21 protein-coding genes are annotated in these 20,835 nt (G+C 62.2%); 13 read left to right on the plus strand and 8 right to left on the minus strand.

Annotated features, from left to right (window positions below):
- Nucleotides 1-28 precede the first annotated feature (28 nt).
- From dgoD to NKJ20_RS09360, 8 genes are all read left to right on the plus strand, one after another.
- Entirely contained in the window at nt 29-1,306 is a 1,278-nt protein-coding gene (gene dgoD, locus NKJ20_RS09325; protein WP_352743695.1) for a galactonate dehydratase, read from the plus strand.
- 5 nt (nt 1,307-1,311) lie between these two features.
- Nucleotides 1,312-2,088: an SDR family oxidoreductase gene (locus NKJ20_RS09330; RefSeq protein WP_352571181.1), complete on the plus strand. Its 777-nt coding sequence runs from the start codon at nt 1,312-1,314 to the stop codon at nt 2,086-2,088.
- A 30-nt stretch (nt 2,089-2,118) separates the two neighbouring features.
- The gene (locus NKJ20_RS09335) at nt 2,119-3,102 is read left to right on the plus strand and encodes a substrate-binding domain-containing protein (RefSeq protein ID WP_352571183.1); all 984 of its coding nucleotides are present in this window, start codon (nt 2,119-2,121) and stop codon (nt 3,100-3,102) included.
- A gap of 97 nt (nt 3,103-3,199) precedes the next feature.
- A complete protein-coding gene (locus NKJ20_RS09340) occupies nt 3,200-4,720 on the plus strand; it encodes a sugar ABC transporter ATP-binding protein (RefSeq protein ID WP_352743697.1) in 1,521 nt (506 codons plus the stop codon).
- Nucleotides 4,721-4,773: 53 nt separating this feature from the next.
- Nucleotides 4,774-5,718, plus strand: a complete 945-nt coding sequence (locus NKJ20_RS09345) for an ABC transporter permease (protein ID WP_352502561.1) — start codon at nt 4,774-4,776, stop codon at nt 5,716-5,718.
- A gap of 2 nt (nt 5,719-5,720) precedes the next feature.
- Nucleotides 5,721-6,521 (plus strand): FadR/GntR family transcriptional regulator, encoded by an 801-nt coding sequence (locus tag NKJ20_RS09350; protein WP_245274602.1) that lies wholly within the window; start codon nt 5,721-5,723, stop codon nt 6,519-6,521.
- A 5-nt stretch (nt 6,522-6,526) separates the two neighbouring features.
- The gene (locus tag NKJ20_RS09355; protein ID WP_352743698.1) at nt 6,527-7,402 is read left to right on the plus strand and encodes an aldose 1-epimerase; all 876 of its coding nucleotides are present in this window, start codon (nt 6,527-6,529) and stop codon (nt 7,400-7,402) included.
- A 203-nt stretch (nt 7,403-7,605) separates the two neighbouring features.
- Nucleotides 7,606-8,070 (plus strand): cupin domain-containing protein, encoded by a 465-nt coding sequence (locus tag NKJ20_RS09360; protein WP_352743700.1) that lies wholly within the window; start codon nt 7,606-7,608, stop codon nt 8,068-8,070.
- A 65-nt stretch (nt 8,071-8,135) separates the two neighbouring features.
- Here the strand turns inward: NKJ20_RS09360 and NKJ20_RS09365 are convergent, their stop codons facing one another.
- From NKJ20_RS09365 to NKJ20_RS09390, 6 genes are all read right to left on the minus strand, one after another.
- Complete coding sequence (locus tag NKJ20_RS09365) at nt 8,136-8,639, minus strand: sarcosine oxidase subunit gamma family protein (RefSeq protein ID WP_352743701.1); 504 nt, start codon at nt 8,637-8,639, stop codon at nt 8,136-8,138.
- Complete coding sequence (locus NKJ20_RS09370; protein WP_352743702.1) at nt 8,632-11,586, minus strand: sarcosine oxidase subunit alpha family protein; 2,955 nt, start codon at nt 11,584-11,586, stop codon at nt 8,632-8,634. Before NKJ20_RS09370 ends, NKJ20_RS09365 begins: the two co-directional genes overlap by 8 nt.
- Nucleotides 11,583-11,879 (minus strand): sarcosine oxidase subunit delta, encoded by a 297-nt coding sequence (locus NKJ20_RS09375; RefSeq protein WP_352743704.1) that lies wholly within the window; start codon nt 11,877-11,879, stop codon nt 11,583-11,585. Before NKJ20_RS09375 ends, NKJ20_RS09370 begins: the two co-directional genes overlap by 4 nt.
- A 13-nt stretch (nt 11,880-11,892) precedes the next feature.
- On the minus strand, nt 11,893-13,149 hold the full coding sequence (locus NKJ20_RS09380; protein WP_352743706.1) for a sarcosine oxidase subunit beta family protein: 1,257 nt from the start codon (nt 13,147-13,149) through the stop codon (nt 11,893-11,895).
- 10 nt (nt 13,150-13,159) lie between these two features.
- Nucleotides 13,160-14,308, minus strand: coding sequence for a M24 family metallopeptidase (locus NKJ20_RS09385; protein ID WP_352743707.1), 1,149 nt, complete (start codon nt 14,306-14,308; stop codon nt 13,160-13,162).
- A gap of 73 nt (nt 14,309-14,381) precedes the next feature.
- Nucleotides 14,382-15,572, minus strand: coding sequence for a M24 family metallopeptidase (locus NKJ20_RS09390; RefSeq protein ID WP_352743708.1), 1,191 nt, complete (start codon nt 15,570-15,572; stop codon nt 14,382-14,384).
- 237 nt (nt 15,573-15,809) lie between these two features.
- On the opposite strand from NKJ20_RS09390, the gene ehuB reads away from it, so the two are divergent.
- The 5 genes from ehuB to NKJ20_RS09415 are packed head-to-tail and all read left to right on the plus strand — an operon-like array spanning nt 15,810 to nt 19,622.
- Nucleotides 15,810-16,679, plus strand: coding sequence for an ectoine/hydroxyectoine ABC transporter substrate-binding protein EhuB (gene ehuB, locus NKJ20_RS09395; RefSeq protein ID WP_352576580.1), 870 nt, complete (start codon nt 15,810-15,812; stop codon nt 16,677-16,679).
- A 54-nt stretch (nt 16,680-16,733) separates the two neighbouring features.
- On the plus strand, nt 16,734-17,462 hold the full coding sequence (gene ehuC, locus NKJ20_RS09400) for an ectoine/hydroxyectoine ABC transporter permease subunit EhuC (RefSeq protein ID WP_352455831.1): 729 nt from the start codon (nt 16,734-16,736) through the stop codon (nt 17,460-17,462).
- Nucleotides 17,459-18,118 (plus strand): ectoine/hydroxyectoine ABC transporter permease subunit EhuD, encoded by a 660-nt coding sequence (gene ehuD / locus NKJ20_RS09405; RefSeq protein WP_023674259.1) that lies wholly within the window; start codon nt 17,459-17,461, stop codon nt 18,116-18,118. Before ehuC ends, ehuD begins: the two co-directional genes overlap by 4 nt.
- Nucleotides 18,115-18,894: an ectoine/hydroxyectoine ABC transporter ATP-binding protein EhuA gene (gene ehuA, locus NKJ20_RS09410; protein WP_023717024.1), complete on the plus strand. Its 780-nt coding sequence runs from the start codon at nt 18,115-18,117 to the stop codon at nt 18,892-18,894. The genes ehuD and ehuA overlap by 4 nt, the downstream gene beginning before the upstream one ends.
- On the plus strand, nt 18,891-19,622 hold the full coding sequence (locus NKJ20_RS09415) for a GntR family transcriptional regulator (protein WP_023674261.1): 732 nt from the start codon (nt 18,891-18,893) through the stop codon (nt 19,620-19,622). The genes ehuA and NKJ20_RS09415 overlap by 4 nt, the downstream gene beginning before the upstream one ends.
- 144 nt (nt 19,623-19,766) lie before the next feature.
- Here the strand turns inward: NKJ20_RS09415 and NKJ20_RS09420 are convergent, their stop codons facing one another.
- Both NKJ20_RS09420 and NKJ20_RS09425 read right to left on the minus strand, forming a co-directional pair.
- Nucleotides 19,767-20,198: a VOC family protein gene (locus NKJ20_RS09420; RefSeq protein WP_352449792.1), complete on the minus strand. Its 432-nt coding sequence runs from the start codon at nt 20,196-20,198 to the stop codon at nt 19,767-19,769.
- Between the two features lie 92 nt (nt 20,199-20,290).
- A partial coding sequence (locus NKJ20_RS09425) for an AraC family transcriptional regulator (protein WP_352743710.1) occupies nt 20,291-20,835 on the minus strand: 545 nt, incomplete at its 5' end.

The raw sequence follows: 20,835 nt of genomic DNA on the forward strand, positions 1-20,835 counted from the left end.
TGCTCGGATCCTCCTGAGGACCAGTTCCTTGACGGCCTTGGTCCACATCGACGTTGCGCTTGACTCGTCCATATTATCCATAATAAATCATACATATCGCCCTCGAAAAAAGGCGGCAGGTCTGGGAGGACCAATGAAAATCACGGCCATCATGGCGCGCGTCTGCAATGCGGAAATGCGCAACTGGGTCTTCGTCCGGGTCGAAACCGACGAGCCCGGGCTGTTTGGCTGGGGTGAGGCAACGCTGGAATGGAAGACCCGAGCCGTCGTTGGGGCGCTTCAGGACCTTGAGGCCCTGCTCATCGGGCAGGATCCGCGCAACGTGGAGCAGTGCTACCAGATACTTACGCGGCACGGATTTTGGCGTCTCGGCGTCGAGGGAATGTCTGCTGTCAGCGGCATTGAGATCGCGCTCTGGGACATCCTGGGCAAATCATTGGGAGTCCCCGTCTGGCGCCTTCTAGGTGGCCAGGTCCGCGACTATCTGCGCACCTACACGCATCTCGGCCTCGGGGACATGAAGGCGGTCTATGAGACCGGATCCGCGGATGCCATCGTGGAACGCGGACGCATCGTGACGCAGGCAGGCTACGACGCGGTCAAGGTCGTCTGCATTCCCTACACCCACTACGTGTCTCCTACGAAGGCGGTCGATTCTGTTGCCAACATGGTTGGCTCACTTCGCGAGGCGGTTGGCCCGGACATCGACATCATGGTCGATTTCCACGGACGCCCTGCATCGGTTAACGCGGCGATGGATTACCTCAAGGCAATCGAGCCGGCCCGCATCATGTTCGCGGAAGAGCCCGTTCCACCCGAAGATGTTGCCGGACTGGCGCATATTACGGCGCGATCAGCCGTGCCGATCGCGTCCGGCGAACGGCTGATCGGGCGCCGCGAATTCACGCACTCGATCGCAGCCCGTGCCTTCAACATTGCCCAGCCTGATATCTGCCACACTGGCGGTCTGCTGGAGACAAAGAAGATCGCGGCCATGGCGGAAACGGCAGGCATCGGCCTTGCGCCGCACAACCCGCTCGGTCCGATCGCTGGCGTCGCTGCTCTTCACTTCGGCATATCGACGCCAAACGTCGTCATTCAGGAGGAGATGTCCGGTGCCGTCGCCTGGTACGACGAGGTCGTTACCTGGCCAATTCGGCGTAAACCAGGCCGCTGGGACCTGCCCGAACTGCCGGGCCTTGGCGTCACCGTCAATGAGGACGTGATCGCGCGTCACCCCTTTAAGCAGGAAGTGCTGCATGCCCGCAATGCCGTCATGCCGGACGGCACCGTGGTTGACTGGTGAATGCAATGGCAGGCCGGCTGCAAGGAAAGATCGCAATCGTCACGGGCGCCGGCCAAGGCATAGGTGCCGCCACCGCCCGGGCTTTTGCGATGCATGGGGCAAAGACCGTCATTGCCGAACTGAATGCGGCAAGCGGCAAAGCGATCGCCGACGAACTGCGTGCCGGAGGCGCCGACGTATTGTTCGTCGAGACGGATGTCACGGACGCATCCGCGGTCGCGGACATGGTCGCCCGCACGATCACGAGCTATGGCGGCGTCGACGTTCTGGTCAACAATGCCGGTGCCAACGTCTTCTACGAACCATTGATGATGCCGGATGAGGAATGGGAGCGCTGCCTCAAGCTCGACCTCCAGGCCGCGTGGTTCTGCGCCAAGGCGGTTTTGCCGACGATGCTGGCGAAGGGCTCGGGGTCCATCGTCAACATAGCGAGCTGTCACGCCTTCCAGATCATTCCCCATACGTTCCCGTATCCGGTCGCCAAGCATGCACTTTTGGGCCTGACCCGTTCGCTGGCCATCGAATATGCCGCACGCGGTATCCGGGTGAACGCGATAGCACCCGGCTACATCGAGACGCCGATCGCGGAAGCCTACTGGAACACATTCCCGAACCCCGCCGAGGAGAAGCGGCGAGCCTACGACCTCCATCCGCCCAAGCGTATTGGCCGGCCGGACGAGGTTGCAATGACGGCGGTTTTCCTCGCTTCGGACGAAGCGCCGTTCATAAATGCCGAGACGATCACCATCGATGGTGGGCGCTCGGTTCTCTACCACGACTAGCAACCAATAGAGCTCTCAGGGAGGATATTCATGAAAACCACAACAAAGGCTTTGGCGACATTTGCGGTATTGGCTGCCGGACTGATGAGTGGCACAGCAAGCGCAGACGACATCAAGATTGGCTACATCAACAAGATGGGAGACCACCCATGGTTCGTCGCCGAAGTCGGCGGCGCCAAGAAAGCGGCTGAGGCGGCAGGGGCCGCGTTCGTGTCGCAGGACGTTCAGTTCGACGCCAATTTGACGATCACGACCTTCGATACGATGGTCGGCGATGGCGTGAAAGGCATCGCCATCGTTGTCCCCGACAAGGCGCTGGGACCGGTCATCGCGGAGAAAGCAAAGGCCGCAAAAATTCCCTTGGTGGCGGTGGACGACGATATCTACTACCAGGATGGCACCCAGGTCCCCTATGTCGGCATGAATGCTTACAATATCGGTGCGCGGGTGGGCGAAGAGCTTGCCAAGCTCTACAAGGCTGAAGGCTGGGCGGGCAAAGAGGTGCGCATCGCCTCGATCGAGGACCGCAAGGCCGATACCTGCATGCAGCGCAACAAGGGCGCGGAAGAAGCGTTCCTGAAGGCGGTGCCCGATTTCAAGCCGGGCAGCATCGTTCGCGTCCCCTACGACAATACGATGGTCAACGCCATCGATGTGATGACCACCACATTGACGGCCAATCCCAGCGTCACGAACTGGATATTCTATTCATGCAACGATGACGGCGTGCTGGGTGGTGCGCGAGCACTGGAGAATGCCGGCTATTCCGCAGACCAGGGCATGGGGATCGGCATCGACGGGAGCCGCGCCTGCGATGCCTTCGGATCCGGAAAGCCCTCGGCGTTCCGTGGTACGATGTGGCTCAATTCGGAAAATCATGGCGCGCTGGCGGTGAAGATTCTCTTGGCCTCCATCAAGGACGGAACGAAGCTTCCCGTTCAGTCCTTCACCGACCCGGAATACATCACGGCCGACAATTTTGCGTCGGACTACAAAGCCAAGCTCTGCCACTGAACCAGATATGCGTCATGCGCCGCAGTGCGCATGACGCTCTTTGGGCCGGCAGTTCGTCGGCGGGCACACGGGATCGATCCTCGGGAGTGAGCTTTTGATGCAATCGGATTTCTTCTCGCTCGACAGGATATCGAAGCGCTTCGGCGTCGTGCAGGCGCTCGACAATGTCTCGATTGCCTTTCGGCCAGGAGAGGTGCTTGCCCTGGTTGGCGAGAATGGCGCCGGCAAGTCGACAATGATGCGAATTCTCGAGGGCGTGTTCGCACCGGACACCGGCACCGTGCTGCATGGCTCCACGCCGATCGTTTTCAGCGAGCCGCGCGACAGCCACAGAGCCGGAATACGCGTCATCCATCAGGAGCCGGAGATCGTTCCGAACCTGACCGTGGCCGAGAACATTTTCGTCGGCGAACTGCCGCGGCTGGCAGGCGTCCTGCTCGACTGGCACAGGCTCGAGGACCAGACTGATAAGGTGCTTGCGACCTTCGGCATGCAGCAGGATATGCTGCCGCGTCAACTCTGCAGCACACTCGGTCCGGCACAGCGCCAGATGATCGAAATCATGCGCGCCATACGTGCCGGCGGCCGGCTGATCGCATTCGATGAGCCGACCTCGTCACTGACCGACGACGAAGCGCGCCGTCTGTTTTCAGTAATTCGCCGGCTGCGCGGCGCGGGCACTTCGATCGTCTACATCTCTCACAGGCTGAACGAGGTCATCGACCTTGCGGATCGCATTGTCGTGTTGCGGGACGGCCGGCTGGTCGATGATTCCCCCGCTGCCGGTGCCAGCGAGCAGACCATAGCCAAGCTCATGGTGGGCCGCGACATAGCCGATCTGTTTACGCGCGAGACGTGGCAATCGGGGCAACCGTTGCTGGAGGTGGCGGGCCTGACCACCGACCACGTCACCGATGTGAGCCTCAAGGTCCGCCGTGGCGAGGTGCTCGGCATTGCCGGCCTTATGGGTGCGGGTCGATCCGAACTGGCAAAGGCGATTGTCGGCTATGATAGGCGCGTCGACGGAACCATAACGATGAATGGTGTGCCCGTTGGCCCTAACAGCCCGCATGCAGCGATCGTGGCGGGCATCGGCTTTGCCCCGGAAGACCGCAAGCACGAGGCGCTGCTGTTGTTCCGAAGCATTCTTGATAACGCCTCGCTTTGCGTGCCCGACAGAACGTCGACCTTCGGCTTCTTCAACCGGCGCAAGGCACTGGAAATCGTCTCACCGCTTGCAGCAAAGATGTCGATCAAGGCGCCCAACCTCGACGAACAGGTTTCGAAATTATCGGGTGGCAACCAACAGAAGGTCGTTCTCGCGCGCTGGCTTGCGCGGCAGCCGATGCTTCTCATCCTCGACGAGCCGACCCGCGGCATCGACATCGGCGCCAAGGCGGAAATCTATCGCCTGATCGACGAACTCGCCGCCAGCGGCATCGGCATAATCCTGATTTCCTCGGAAATGCCGGAACTGATCGGGCTGGCCGACAGGGTGCTTGTTATGGCTGGAGGCCGGATCACGGCCGAACTTTCCCGCCCTGACATCGACGAGGCCACGATCCTGAGACATGCCATGCCTCAATCTGCAGCATCGCTTGGAGGACAAATTCAGTGAACAGCCTTGAGCTCAGGACAGCAACAACCCGAACCGGCAAAAGGCGCGCTTCCTTGCGCATCGCAGAGCGCATCGGCATTCACAACATAAGCCTTCTTGTTGCTCTCGCCATTCTCGTGCTCATTTTCGGCACCCTGAGAGGCGACGTGTTCTTCTCCAGCCGCAATCTGCTGAACATCGGTCTAGGCATTACCATCCTGGGCGTTCTGGCGATGAGCCAGACCGTGGTTATTGTCGCCGGAGGGCTCGATATTGCCGTCGGCGCAATTGTCGGTCTGACCACAGTATCGACGGCAATGGCCATCCAGGCCACCGGATCACCCGCCGCTGGCATTCTTGCCGGCCTGGTCCTGGGCGGTCTTGCCGGCCTCGTGAACGGCATCATCATCACCTATGGGCGGGTCAACGCTGTCATCGCGACTCTCGGTACGATGGCGATCTTCCGCGGCATCGCGTTCATCATGTCCGATGGGCAATCGATCGCGATTTTCAGCGACACTTTCCGCTTCATCGGGATCGGACGAATCCTCGGCCTGCCTCTGCTGATCTGGATTCTCTTGCTGACCGCGATCGTGTTCCATCTCTTCCTTGCCCGCTCGATCGTTGGCCGCAACATCTATGCCCTGGGCGGCAATCCCGTTGTCGCACGCTTCTCCGGCATCGACATCAACCGCTACCGCGTCGGCATCTACATCATGAGTGGAGTGGCGGCCGGATTGGCCGGGATTCTGTTGGCTGCCCGTACCGGCTCCGGGCAGCCCGTATCCGGATCCCAAGGCCTGGAACTCGAGGCCATCACAGCGGCCGTTCTTGGTGGCTGCGCCTTGCAGGGCGGCAAGGGCACGATCGTCGGCGCACTGCTGGGCGTCGCCATCATTGGCGTCCTCAACAACGGAATGATACTGACGTCCGTGCCAACCTTCTATCAGTTGCTTGCCAAGGGCTCGCTGCTGATACTTGCTGTGGTAATTGCCGAGTACCACTTGAACAGGACATGACGATGGACGCGGCGATCGCTTCGACTGGCCAAGGCAAGCAGGACATTCCTGCCGCAGATGGCACCACGTCATCGCTCAAGGATCGCATCGCACGCGATCTCGGACAGCGCATCCTCGCCGGCTCCTACGCCCAGCACTCCGTCCTGCCGACGGAAGCCGAGCTTTGCGTCATCTACGGGGCGAGCCGCACCGCGCTTCGCGATGCTCTTCTGACGCTTTCGGCGAAAGGATTGATCGAGGCGCGCAAGCGGGCCGGGACGCGTGTGCGCGTGTCGAGCGAATGGAACAGGCTGGATGCACAGGTTCTGGAATGGATGCGCGATATCGAGCCCGATCTCGATTTCGTCCGCGGACTGATCGAGGCGCGGCTGGTCATTGAACCCGCTGCCGCCCAACTTGCGGCCAAGATGGCGACGTCAGGCGATCTCGCAGTCATCGAAGCGGCCTATGAAGCCATGCGCATTGCTCCGCAGGACGATCTCGCTGCGTGTCTCGATGCCGACGTCAGGTTTCATACCGCCATCCTGCGTGCCAGCCGCAACCCGGTATTCGCCAATCTCGGCAATATGCTTGCGGCCGCCCTCAGCTTCTCCTTCCGCTTGACCACATCGGCCACCGCTAATTACCAGCAGACGCTGAGCGCGCATGGCGACGTGCTGGAGGCAATCAGGATGCGCAGGGCCGACGATGCACACGATCAGATGAAGGCGCTCATCGGGATCGCGTCGAACGACCTTCTTGCAGTCGCTCGCAAAGGCCGCCATCAACAGCCGATCGCCGCTGCCAAGGCCGATACCGTCTGAAGCTGATGGTCGGGACGATCAAGATCGGAAGCGGAGACCTGTCTGCTGAAATCGTCCCGTCGCTTGGGGCAGGTCTTGCGAGGTTCGATTATGGGCGCGTGCCACTCTTCAGGCCTTGGCCAAACGGCGGGAGCAGCAAACCGTTCGACCTTGCCTGCAACCTGCTTTTGCCATGGTCAAATCGCATCTCGGGCGGCGGGTTCACATTCGACTCCAAATTCCACGAACTGCCTGCCAATGTTGCAGGCGAGCCATTTCCCATTCACGGCAATGGATTTTCGAGCGAGTGGGACGTCGACAGCGTAACGCGGAACAACGCAAAGCTGTCGCTCATCAGCAACGGGCCCGGCCCATACCGATATCGCGCCGAGGTGAGCTACGCGCTGGCCGGACAGGGGCTCGAGCTGAAACTTCGCATCGTCAATCGGGCCTCGATCAGATTGCCGTTCGGGCTTGGCATCCATCCATGGTTCCCGAGAACGGCACGAACCGCGCTTCATGCGCCGGCCTCGCAGGTTTGTCTCGAACTGCCCAACCACCTCCCTGAACGGTTTGTGGATGTCAAAACCCGTCCCGACTGGGATTTCGGCGCCCCAGTCGTATTGCCGAGTGGATGGATAAACAATCTGTTTGCCGGTTGGAACGGCGTCGCCACCATATCGTGGCCGGAGCACAGTTGCAGCCTGCGGATTGAAGCTTCATCGTCCTTGAATTTTTACCTGGTCTATTCGCCATCGAAGGACAGCGACTCCTTCTGTTTTGAACCGGTCAGTCATACTGTCGATGCTCACAATCGTGGTTCGATCGACAAATGGAATGGACTGTCGGTGCTTGGGCCCGGCGAGAGCCTGGCAGCCCGTTGCAGCTTTGCCGTCAGTTAGGCGGACCTCTGCGGCGCCCTCGAATTGGCGGATGTCGGCCAGCATGTCCGGTGAGAACGAAGCCGGCTTTTCGTCCAAACGGAGCTTGGGAAGAGGGAACTCCGGCGACCGGGAACCCGTGAGCCAGTTCGACGTTTGCCGGATGTCGCTGCGCAGCTCGTCTGCTTGACGCCCCACCACATGTGCCTGGCAGGATTGGATCAATGACGGATGTTGAACCAAAAGAATTCGTGCTCGCAGGCATCGTCATGAAGCGACTGGTCTCCGGCGAACAGACGGGAGGCTTGTTGAGTCTCTTCGAAAACACAAGCGACGGGCACACGAAAACGCCAATCCATGTTCATGCGAATGACGACGAGACGGTCTACGTCATCGAAGGGCACTTGACCGCAATTGTGGACGGTGTGGTCCGAACGCTCTCGCCCGGCGAGAGCATGTTTTTGAAGCGGGGCATCCCGCACCAGCTTATGAATCGCGGCAATCAGCTCGTTCGCTATATCCTGATAGACACGCCAAGTGTGTTCGAGCAGTTTCTCGCCGAAGGTGGCCATGAACGCAGCAAGGGAGAGGTGGTCGGGCCGCCGACGCCTGCCGATATCGAGCGGCTCAAAGTAGCCGCGCCGAAGTTTGGGATTACGCTTCTGCAGGACTGGCCGGCAAGAGAGTAGATGGCTTCGTGATGGCGGCTTGGATCGCCGCTAAAGCCGGCCCTTGCCCGAGGAACCGGTATTGGCTAGCCGCCGGCAATCCAATCCGAGAGGCTGCGGGCAAAACTTCGCGGCACGATGAGTTCGCACGCGGTCTCGCCGGTGCGCAGGAAGAGCACGGGCACGTGATGGAAGGATGTTTGCACGGCGCGGCCCGGAGCGGCGGTCGGCGCGTGCCAGTCGACGGCAATGCAGCCGGACAGAAGCCTTGCGATACCAGGGCCGGCCATTTTCAAACGAACACGACCTTCCCCGAGGGGCACGGAACAGCCGAGATCGGGGTCGACGACAAGGGCTGGCGCTTCTGTGCCTTCGTCGAGAGCTAGCCAAAGGCGGCGAGGTGCAACGCGGATGGTTAAAAAGCCCTTGTGGCGAACCGTCTCTCCGACCGAAGCGGGAAGTTTCGTGTTGAGCGACGCCGAGACGCTCTTTTCGAATTGTCTCAGTGTCGCGTCCCAGCCCTCGATCTGGATAAGCGGACAATCCGCCACGGACAGGCTGAAATCCCGAGAAGCGGTCAAGCTAGCCATGCAGCCGTTCTCCCTGCGGATCGATGAATACCGGCGAGACAACGCGGGCGCGAACCGTTTCGGCCTTCATCGGATAGACCGCCACGACCTCGCTTCCTTCTGCCGCGACATCACCGGCAAGCAGGGCCAACCCGACATAATGGCCGCGTTCGGGGCTGAAAGTGACGGAGCTGACACGACCGCGCCCATGGCCATGGGGTTTCTCATCCGGCAGGAACAGGATGGCACCGCCGCGCAGGCGTTTTCCCTCTTCGATGCATTCCAGCCCGACCAGACGCTGCCGGTTGGGCGCCCGGAGGGCAGGGCGCCGTCGCAGGACGTCGCCGACGAAGCCGCTGCGCTTGCCGGCCATGCGGCCGAGGCCGAGATCGTCGAGCGTCGTGCGCCCATCGATCTCCGGTCCGGCGACATGGCCCTTTTCGACCCGCAGCGCGCCAAGCGCCTCGACACCGTAAGGCTTCAGGTCGAAGGGTCTGCCGGCTTCGAGCAAGCGGCTCCAGAGCTGTTCACCGGCAGTGGCGCCGACATAGACTTCGTAAGCGCGCTCGCCGGAATAACTGAGACGCAGGATGCGGAGCGCACGGCCCTCCCATTCGCTTTCGAGTAGTCCCATATGCGAAAGCGCCTCCTCGGAAACGTCGAGAGCGGGAAACGCTGCATTCAGGATAGCGCGGCTGTTAGGCCCGGCAACCGACATCGCCGCCCACTCGTCGCTGACCGAGGTAACGGCCACGCGCAAATCCGGCCAGGCCGTGTCGAGCAGGAATTCGAGACGCGACAGCACATCGGCGGCCTTGGCGGTCGAAGTGGTCATGAAGAACCGGTTTTCCGCTAGCCGCGTCGTGGTGCCGTCGTCGAAGACGATGCCGTCGTCGCGCAGCATGACGCCGTAGCGGGCGCGGCCTATCGCCAGTTTGGTAAAGCCGTTGGCATAGACGCGGTCGAGGAAGATTGCCGCATCCGGGCCCTGGACATCGATCTTGCCGAGCGTGGAGATGTCCATCAGCCCCGCGGCCTGACGCACGGTACGCATTTCGGCAACATAGGCCTCGTTCACGTCGCGGCCCGACTGCCGGTAGAAATAGGGCCGCATCCAGAGCCCGACCTCGAGCATCTCGGCGCCGTTCGCCATGTGCCCGTCGTGCATCGGCGTGCGGCGGATCGGCTTGAAATGATGGCCGACGGCGCGTCCGGCAAGCGCGCCGATCGCTACCGGCGTATAGGGCGGGCGGAAGGTCGTGGTGCCGGTTTCGGGAATCGTTGCGTTGCGCAGCGCTGCCATGGCGGCAAGTGCGGGAAAATTGCTGGTCTTGCCCTGATCGGTGCCCATGCCGAGCGTGGTGTAGCGCTTCAGGTGCTCGACCGATTCATAGCCCTCACGATGGGCGAGCTCGATATCCCCGGTCGTCACGTCCATCTGGAAATCGACGAAGGCTTTTCCACGTCCGACCGAAGGGGCTTGGCGAAGTAGCGTCGTAGCGGTCTCGCCGAGATCGAGTTTCGACAGAGCGGGCACCGGCGCCGACTTGCCGCAGGAGGCTGCCGCTTCGATGCCGGCGCGATGACCGTCGTCGATGGCATCGGCCGTCGCATAGGTTCCCATCATCGCGCCGGCGCCGAACCGGCCGGCCGGAAACGAACCCGGCACGAAGCCGTCGATGTCGTCGCGGTAAATGGGCTTGCTCCCCAGGTGCGAGGTGAGATGCACAGTTGGCGACCAGCCGCCGGACACGCAGACCAGGTCGCAGGCGGCCTCGGATTGGCCCTCCGGCCCGTTGAGCGTTACACGTCTGACAGCATGGCCGCCGTTAAGGTCGACGATGCGCGTTGCGGCCCGTACCACCACGCCGAGCCGTGCGGCTTCCGCGGCAAGTGCTGCGGGCGGGACGGCGCGCAGATCGGCAACCGTCACCTCCGCGCCGGCTGCGGCATAGTCGAAGGCGGTGCGCCAGGCACCGTCATTGATGGTGGCGACAATGATTTTCTTGCCCGGCAGGACGGCGAAACGGTTGAGATAGGTCCGGGCGGCCGAGGCAAGCATCACGCCGGGCCGGTCATTATTCGAGAACACGATCGGCCGCTCGATGGCGCCGGTGGCGAAAACAATCGAGCGGGCGCGCAGCATAGTGACCGTTTGGCGGGCCTCGCCATTCGGCTTCGGATCGGTTGGATCGCGCTGTTTGACCAGTCCAAGGACATTGCCGTCATAGCTGCCGAAAGCGGTCGTCCGCTTCATCAGCGTGACGGTTTCGAAGCCCTCCAACTCGGCCTCGGCCTGCCTCAACCATCCAGCCGCTGCGCTGTCGGACGGTTCCGCCAGAAGCTGGCCGCCAAGCAGGAAATCCTGCTCGATCAGCGCAACCCGCGCCCCGACCGCGGCCGCCGCCCGCGCCGCCGACAATCCCGCCGGGCCGCCGCCGACAATGGCGACATCGGCGAAGGCATGACGAACCTCATAGCGGTCGGGATCCGAGCCGGTGCCGGCTCTACCCAGGCCGGCCGCCTTGCGGATGAAATGTTCGTAGAACATCCAGGCGCGGCGCGTCGGGCCCATGAAGGTCTTGTAGTAGAAGCCGGCGGACAGAAACGGTGCCAACAGCCCGTTGATGCTTTGCACGTCGAAGGCAAGCGATGGCCAGCGGTTCTGACTCTCCACGACCATGCCCTGGGCGAGTTCCAGTGTCGCCGCCGGCAGGTTCGGCTCGCGCCTGCCGGCGCTCCCGAGCGTAACCAGCGCATTCGGCTCTTCGGGCCCGGCGGAAAAAATGCCGCGCGGGCGACGATATTTGAAGCTGCGACCGACCAGCGTGACGCCATTGGCGAGCAGCGCAGAGGCAAGCGTGTCACCGCGATATCCAGCCAGCTTGCGGGCGTCGAAGGTAAACTCGACCGGCTGCTCGCGGTCGATGCGGCTACCTAACGACAGCCGTTTGCGGTTCGAACTCATGCCGGGGATTTCCTCAGAGTTGATTTCCTGGCCCGCAATTTTTTGGCGAAGTCGACGGATGCGACGGCATGGTTGCGGGTGTCGCGTTCGACCACCAGCCATTGCCGGCAACCGGTCACGTGCTGCCAGAATTCACGGTGCGGGCCGGCCGGGTTTGTCCTGATATAGACGTAGCGGTACCAGGCCTCCGGATCGGGATCGTCATGGGCCGGACGCGTGACCGAGGCATCGCCGCCATAGCGGAACTCGTCATGGTCGCGCGGGCCGCAGCAGGGGCATTCGATGCGCAGCATTTTGTCCCGCCTCCTATTGCAGCCAGGCGGAAGGGCCGACACCGGCCTCATCGAGCGTGTGGCCGGTGCGGAAACGATCGAGCCCGTAGGCCGCGATCAAAGGATGCGGCTTGCCGGTGGCGATCGTGTGGGCGAAGCACCAGCCGGAAGCCGGAGTCGCCTTGAAGCCCCCATAGCACCAGCCGCCATTGAGATAGAGGCCGTCGATCGGCGTCGGGCAGATGATCGGGCTGGCATCGGGAGTCATGTCCATGACGCCGCCCCAGTGGCGCAGCAGGCGGACGCGCGAAATGCACGGCATCAATGCAATCGCCGCCTCCGCCACCTCGCGAACGACGCCGAGATTGCCGCGCTGGGCGTATGAATTGTAACCGTCGAGATTGCCGCCGAAGACCAGTCCGCCCTTGTCGGACTGGCTGACGTAGAAATGGTCGGCGCCGTAAGCGACGACGTGATCTACCAACGGCTTCAGCGGCTCGGTGACGAAAGCTTGCAGCACATGGCTTTCGATCGGCAGTTCAAGCCCGGCCTTGGCGCCGAGCACGGACGTGTGGCCAGCGACCGCGAGGCCGACCTTGCCGGCGCCGATGCGGCCTTTCGTCGTTTCGACGCCGACGATACTGTCGCCGTCGCGGACAAAGCCTGTCACTTCGCAGTTCTGGATGATGTCGACGCCATGGCCGTCGGCAGCGCGCGCATATCCCCAAGCGACGGCATCGTGGCGCGCCGTGCCCGCCCGGCCCTGGAAGATAGCGCCATGGATCGGGAAGCGGGCGGTGTCGGAAAAGTCGAGATAAGGCACCAGCCGGCGCACGTCTTCCCGGTCGAGGATATCGGCATCGATGCCGTTCAGCCGCATGACATTGGCGCGGTGGCTGAAGCCGTCGAGCTGATCGGCCGAATGCGCCGTGACGAGCTGGCCGCGCTGCGAGAACATGACGTTGAAATTCAGCGCCCGCGACATGCCCTCCCAAAGCTTCATCGAGAATTCGTAGAACTGGGTGTTGCCATCGAGCAGGTAGTTGGAGCGGATGACGGTAGTGTTGCGGCCGACATTGCCGCCGCCGACATAGCCCTTTTCGAGCACCGCGACGTTGCGGATGCCGTGGTTCTCGGCAAGGTAGAAGGCGGTAGCGAGGCCGTGTCCACCGCCGCCGATGACGATCACATCATAGGACGGTTTTGGCTCCGCCGCACGCCAGGCGCGCTGCCAATTCTTCTGGCCGGACAGCGCGTTGCGGAAAATCGAGAGTGCCGAGTAGCGCGCCATGCGTGCGGGCCTATCGAACGATCGGGCCGGCCGGCGTGCGGGTGAGCACTTCAGCGCCCGCATCGGTCAAAAGCACCGTGTTGGAGACGAAGTCATCGCCGCGACCGGTGCCCATCAGCCATGACAGGATGTGGAAGCTCATCCCGGTCTCGATCTCGAGGTCGGAATCGTGCCTCAAGCCGGTCACCGAATTGCCGCCGGTCCATGACGGCGGCTGGCCGGCGCCGACAAGATAACCGCAGTGATGGCGGCGATAGTGGGAAAGACCGGCCTCGTCGGCGACAGCCTGCCAGGCGGCGTAGACATCGCGCGCCTTGGCGCCCGGCCGCAACGCCTCGATGACCGCGTTGAACGCCTTGGCGGTCAATTCCGCCATTGCGGCGTCTTCGTCGCTGATGTGGCCGATGCGAACGAGCCGGCCGAGCGGGGCGTGGTAGCGCGAGATGCACCCGGACAGTTCGACAAAGACCGGCTCGCCCTTGCGGTAGATCCCGTCGCCCCAGGTCGTGTGCTCTTCGCCCAAGCGCGCGGCCGGGCGGATGAACGGTCCGAAGCCCGGCGCATGACCGCCGGCGCGGATCATTGCCGCAACACATTGGGCGGCGACCTCCTGTTCGGAAGCGCCATCGGAGATCGCGGCGATCGCGGCACCGGCGGCGGCGTCCGTCACCTTGGCGGCTCGACGCATCAGCGCCTGTTCCTCGGCGCTCTTCACCCACCGCATCTTATCGACCAGACCGGAGACGTCGCTCCACTTGGCATCGGCTTGCATCTGGAGTGCCATGGCAAGTCCATGGCTAAGGCCGGCCGTCCAGTATTCGAGACCGATCCGCTTGCCGGACAGGCCGAGCTCCGCAAGCACCCGCGCGGCAAGGTCGGCCGCCGTTTCGCTGTCGGAGTGGCCACGGAATTCCGCTGCCTTCACCTGCTTCTCGATCGTTACCTTTTCCATCGAGCGCGTGACCAGGACGGGTCTTTCCTGGAGCGGAACGATCAGCAGGTGAGGGGCAAAATACCCCCAGTGATCGAGCCCGGTGAGATAGAAGACGTTCTCCGGCGAGGCGAAGACCGCCGCGTCGAGCTCGCGCTCGGCTAGAGCAGTACGGACTTTGGCAAGGCGGCCGGCGATTTCGGCTTCGGAAAACGGATTGCGGTCCATCGGGTGTCCTCGTGCTTGTTGCCGGCTTGCTGGTGGGCATGGTCTTTCGGCAGCCGGTTTCCCGGCCGCCATGTCAGTCGATGACGACGAGTTCGCGCGCCACGTCGCAGAGGCGTTCGCCGCCGCGATCCGTGACGACGAAGGATTCCGAGATGGCGATGCCGAAATCGTCGAGCCAAACACCGGCCATGAAATGGAAGCACATCCCGGGCTGCATCTCGGTGGTGTCGCCGGGACGAAGGCTTGCGGTGCGTTCACCCCAATCGGGCGGATATGCGAGCCCGACCGGATAGCCGACCCGGCTTTCCTTCTTCAGCCCGTTCTTCCTCAACACTGCCTGCCAGGCGGCTTCCACCTCCTCGGCGGTGTAGCCGGGGCGCGCCTTCTCGAGGCCGGCGTCGACACCCTCGACGATTGCCTTGGCCATGTCGAGGATGGCTAGCGGCGGCTTGCCGAAATGTATGGTCCGGGTCAGCGCCGCGTGATAGCGACGCCGCACGCCGGCAATCTCCAGAATGGCGGGGCCGCTGTCCGGCAGCGGCGCGTCGGACCACGTCAGATGCGGCGTGCTCGTGCCCTCGCCAACGGGCATCAGTGGACAGATCGCGGCATAGTCGCCGCCCGCTCCGGGCACGCCCATGATCTGTGCGTGATAGATTTCGGCAATGACATGGTTCTGCGGCACACCGGGCCGCATTTTCTCGATGGCGCGGTTCATGGCATGCGTGCAGATCGCACCCGCCTCGCGGATCAGCACCAGCTCGGCCTCGGATTTGACCAGCCGCGCCCAGTTGACGAGATCGTGGTTGTTGGCGAAGTGCGCGTCGGGCAGCCCTTGGATCAGATGGGCGTGGCAGCGCGCCGTATAATAATGCGCGTCCATCTCGACGCCGATGCGGGCTTTTCCCCAACCACGCGACCGGATCAGTTGGGCGAGTTCGTCATAAGGGTGTTCGACGGGCTGTTGCACCAACCGTTCCGAGAACGGTACGATGTTTTTCTCGGGCAGGCCGGTGGTCAGGCGTGCGCTCTTGGCATCCTGTGCCCTGCCGAACCAGATCGGCCGGTCTTCCTCCAGATGGACGAGCACGCACTGCGGAACGTAGAACGACCATCCATCATAGCCGGTCAGCCAGCACATGTTGGCGGGATCCTGACAAACGATGAGATCGAAGCCGGCTTTTTGCATGCGTGTCTTCACGCCGGCGAGGCGCTGCCCATACTCCGCTTGCGTGAATGTCCCGAAGCCGTTCGCGGTCGCCACCGAAATCCTGCCTTCCAGGTACGCCGTTTGCCTTTTGTAAGTGGCAACTAGGCCAAATTGTGCACAACTCGACGTCAATTTGCTGGCTAACTGCGAATTATCGCCGAATTTTCATGGTTTCTATATCTCTGCTTGCGAAATGTCTAGGGCAGTTGTATACGTCTGATCAAGCAGGCGTCGACCTCGAAGAAGGCCGCGCCCTGGGAACCATCCACAGTTGTCCAATGGGAGAAAAGCATGTTCAATTCATCGATATCGCGCCGTATGGTCGTGAAGGCGGCTGCCTGCATCGCGCTCGCCGCGACGTCATTGACGTCGCTGTCCGCTCACGCGGAAACCACCCTCGAACGGGCCAAGAAGGACGGCTACATCCGCGTCGGTTTCGCCAACGAGGCGCCGTTCGGTTACGCCACGCCAGACGGCAAGCTGACCGGCGAGGCCCCTGAAGTCGCCAAGGCGGTGCTCGCCAAGATGGGCATACCGCAGGTCGACGGTGTTTTGACCGAATTCGGCTCGCTCATTCCAGGTCTCAAGGCCGGCCGCTTCGACATCATCGCCGCCGGCATGTTCATCACTCCGAAGCGCTGCGCCGAGATCAACTACTCCGAGCCGTCCTACGGCATCGGCGAGGCTATGCTGGTGGCAAAAGGCAATCCGAAAGGCATCAAGGATTTTTCCAGCATCAAGGACAATCCGGATCTCAAGCTTGCCGTGATGGCCGGCGCCGTCGAAGGCGGCTTCGCCAAGGAAGCGGGCGTTGCCGGTGGGCAGATCGTCTCCTTGCCCGACCAGTCAAGCCTGGTCGCCGCCGTCCAGTCGGGCCGCGCCGATGCAGCCGCGCTGACCGCTCTTTCGATCGCCGACATGGCCAAGAAAGCCGACGGTGTCGAATCGACCAAGCCCTTCGGCGAGGTCGCCGGCAAATCGGTAAAAGGTCATGGCGGCTTCGGCTTCCGCAAGGAAGACACCGACCTGCAGGAGGCTTTCAACGCCGAGCTGAAGAAGTTCCTCGGTTCGCCGGAGCATATCGCGCTGGTCGAGCCACTCGGCTTCGGCAAGGATTATCTGCCCAACAAGACCACCGCAGAGCTCTGTGCTGGCAAATAGGTTCCCAACTGCTGGCGGCGCGAAAGCGCCGCCCTTTTTCCTTGGGGGAATCGCATGGGTATCCGTACGCTCGTTGCCATGCTGGTCATCGCGCTTGTCGTGATCGGTGCCTTGGCAACACAGGAATCATATCAAGTGTTTATGCCGGGGCTGCTGCAAGGCGCGGTCCTGACGGTCGAGATCGCCGTCCTCGGCAGCCTGCTGGCAATTATCATGGGCGTGCTTGCAGCACTTGCAAGGATGTATGGCCCGACGCCGCTCAGATGGCTGGCCACGGTTTACGTCGAGATCTTCCGCGGAACGTCGGCACTGGTGCAATTGTTCTGGCTGTTTTTCGTGCTCCCGCAATTCGGCGTCACGATCAACGCATTCGTTGTGGCGGTGCTCGCGCTCGGCCTGAATGTCGGCGCCTACGGATCGGAGTGCGTGCGCGGCGCGATCCTGTCCGTCGCCCGCGGGCAGTGGGAAGCGTGTACGGCATTGAACATGAGCCGCCCGCAGATGTTGCGCCGGATCATTCTGCCGCAGGCGTTTGTCGCGATGATCCCGCCCTGGGGCAATCTGTTCATCGAGCTTCTGAAATCGACGGCGCTGGTCTCGCTGATCACGCTTTCGGATCTCGCCTTCAAGGCGCAGCAAATGAACCAGAACACGTTCAAGACCATTCCGATCTTCACCCTCGTCCTTCTGATGTACCTGGCAATGTCGCTGGTTGTGACCATCGGCATGCGGCTTCTCGAAAGGCGGGCGTCGCTCGGACTGGCGCGGGGGAAGGCGGCATGATCTGGGATTGGGGATTTGCTCTGGAAATCCTGCCGGTGCTTGCCCGCGCCGCCGTCATTTCCATCGAAGCGACGCTGATCGGCTTTGCGCTTGCCGCCTCGCTCGGCCTGGTGCTGGCCGTTGTCCGCATCGCCGTGCCATGGACCAGCTGGACGATTTCGGTGCTGGTCGAGCTGATCCGCTCGACCCCGCTGCTCATCCAGATATTCTTTCTCTATTTCGTCTTTCCGAAATTCGGTGTCGTGCTCGACGCTTTCACCGCCGGGGTGCTGGCCATCGGCATCCACTACGCCGCCTATTGCTCCGAGGTCTATCGCGCCGGTTTCGACAACATCCATCGCGGCCAGTGGGAAGCTTCGATCGCGCTCAATCTCTCGTCCTGGACGACGTTCCGCGACATCATCATTCCGCAGGCGATCCCGCCGATCGTTCCGGCGCTCGGCAATTATCTGGTGGCCTTGTTCAAGGAAACGCCGTTGCTTTCCGCAATCGCCGTGATGGAACTGATGCAGACCGCCAAGATCATCGGCTCCGAAACATTCCGCTACACCGAGCCGATCACGCTGGTCGGCCTGTTTTTCCTTGCCATGAGCCTGGTTTCGGCGGCGCTCATCCGCTCCCTCGAAGGGCTGCTCAACCGGAGGACCACCCGATGACGGAACAACCGATGGTCCGCTTCGACAATGTATCGAAACGCTACGGCACGTTAACCGTTCTCGATGGGCTCAATCTCGAAATAGCGCGCGGCGAAAAAGTCTCGGTCATCGGTCCGTCGGGTTCGGGCAAGACGACGGTGCTGCGCATGCTGATGACGCTGGAGACGATCAATGACGGCGTCATCTGGGTCGAAGGCGAGCCGCTGACCCATATGGAGAGGAACGGCAAGCTTGTTCCCGCCGATCTCGCCCACATCCGCAAGATACGCGCCAAGATCGGCATGGTGTTCCAGTCGTTCAACCTGTTTCCGCATATGACAGCGATGCAGAACTGCATCGAGGCGCCGATAACGGTGCTCGGAATGAAGCGGGCGGACGCCGAGGCACGAGCGGCCGAGCTGCTGGAACTGGTCGGTCTGGCCCAGAAGAAGGACCACTATCCGTCACAGCTTTCTGGTGGCCAACAGCAGCGCGTCGCCATCGCCAGGGCGCTGGCAATGCGGCCCAAGATCATGCTGTTCGACGAGGTGACGTCGGCGCTCGACCCGGAGCTTGTCGGCGAAGTGCTGCAGGTGATAAGGCAAATCGGGCGCGAGCATGATCTAACCATGCTTATGGTCACCCACCAGATGGGCTTCGCCAAGGAGTTTTCCGACCGCGTTTGTTTCTTCTATCAAGGCAAGATCTGCGAGCAGGGGCCGCCAAGCGAACTGTTTGGTGCTCCCAAGAACGAGCGGACACGGCAATTCCTGCACGCTGTCCTGGAGGCTGGGTGACGATCGAGACAGAGGCCAAGCCGCCCACGACGGTGACCGCCGCGCCGCCGCGCCCGCTCTCCGCGCGGGAGCGGTTCGAGCGCATCTACCGGATATTGCGCGACCGCATCTGCCTGCTCGATTATGCGCCGGGAAGCCACCTTTCCGAGGAAGAACTTGCCCAGGAATTCGAGATCAGCCGCACGCCGGTCCGGCGCGTGCTGGCGCGCCTTGAATCCGAGGGTCTGGTTCAATCCGTCCACGGCGTCGGCACGATCGTCACCGACGTCGACATCGAGGAATTGCAGCAGGTCTATCATCTGCGCCTGGAGCTGGCGCTCCTCGTCGGCAAGCTTTCGCCGATCCCGCGCACGGCGGACGACCTCGACCGGATACGGGCGCTCATCGCGCGCTGCGATTCCGATATACTCAATCCCGACCAGCGCGCTTTCCTGCGCCTCAACATGGATTTTTTCTACGAGCTCACGGCGATGACCGGCAACCAGCCACTGCGCGAGATCAGCGAGCGCCTGTATTTTCAGGTCGCGCGCGTCGTCCTGAAGCTGATGCCGCAATTGGGCCTTGTCGAGGAATTCACCGCATTCCGCCGCGAAATGGAAGAGGTCCTTGCCGCCGCCGAAATCGGCGACTGGGAGTCCATCGGGCACATAAGGCGGGCGCATATCTCAATGAGCTTCCGCCGCATGATGCGCCATGCAGGCGAGGCGAATCTGGATAGAGCTACATAATCAGCCCCCTAAGATTGTGCTGGTGGACTGCCGTCGAACTGGCTTCGTTTGCCAGGGAAAGCAGGCCGCCCGCCCCGATCCCGACAGAATTTGCCAGGACCGGGAATGACTAGAACGGCCCGATACTACAGGCCCGCGCCGCCCTTAAAGAGGATTCTCACTCGGTATGTTGGCGGGATTCCAGACGACCTCCCACAGGTGTCCGTTCGGGTCGCGGAAATATCCGGCGTACCCGCCAAAGAATGTGTCCCGGGCAGGCTTGATGATCTCGGCTCCGGCGCGGGCGGCCTCATCCATCACTTGATCGACTTCTTCGCGGCGCACAACATTGTGTCCGACTGTGAACGAGGTCGAGCTGATCGGCGCCTTGGGCAGGCCGGTGTCGTAGGCGAGGTCGTCCTGCGCCCAGATCGCGAGCTTCAACCCGCCGGACAGCGTGAAGAACGCGACGGCGCCATGCTCGAACTCGCGGCCGATGATCCCTTCCGTCGGCAAGCCGAGACCGTCGCGGTAGAACGCGAGAGAACTCTCAAGGTCGGCGACAGCGATGGTAAAAACCGAAATGCGCGGTTTCATGGCAGTCTCCTCTGGTTGTCGGAGATACCAGGATAAAGTCGGGCGATAGTGAAGACTTGAACAAAACGGCCAATGAAGAGCGCGACGTCGTTTCATCCGTTCTGCAGCAGGTGATGAATCTGTCGCGGGGTGCTTCCTGTCAGGCGTCGGCTCTCGCGGACAAGATGCGCCTGGTCGGAATAGCCCGCCTCGGCTGCCAGGATGGCCGTAGCGCTGTTCGATTGGCTCCAAAGCCGCAGAAAGCGCTGGTAGCGGAGGATACGGTCAAGCGTTTTGGGGCCATAGCCGAAGCTCTCGTCGAAGCGCCGGCGCAACGTCCTTTCGCTCATCTCGAGTGCGCGCATCAACCAAGGGACGAGCGGCGCGTCGGGTGGCGGCCCGCGCTCGATCAATCGATATGCCGCCTGCATGGGAGCGTCTGGCGCGCGGGAGGCCGCCTCCTCGGCGACGACCTGTTCGAGCGAACAGGCCAGATCTTCGAAATTGTCGCCAGCGCGCACGCGGCTGGCGAGGCGCCGGGCTCGCGCTCCCCATAAATCGTCGAGCAACAGCCTCTGGCCGACAAGCTCGATTTGTGGCACGCCGAGCCATGCCGCCGCCGTGGCAGGATGAAAGCGCAAGCCGATCACGATCTCGT

The organism is Mesorhizobium sp. M0185 (assembly GCF_040322175.1).
Lineage (GTDB): Bacteria > Pseudomonadota > Alphaproteobacteria > Rhizobiales > Rhizobiaceae > Mesorhizobium.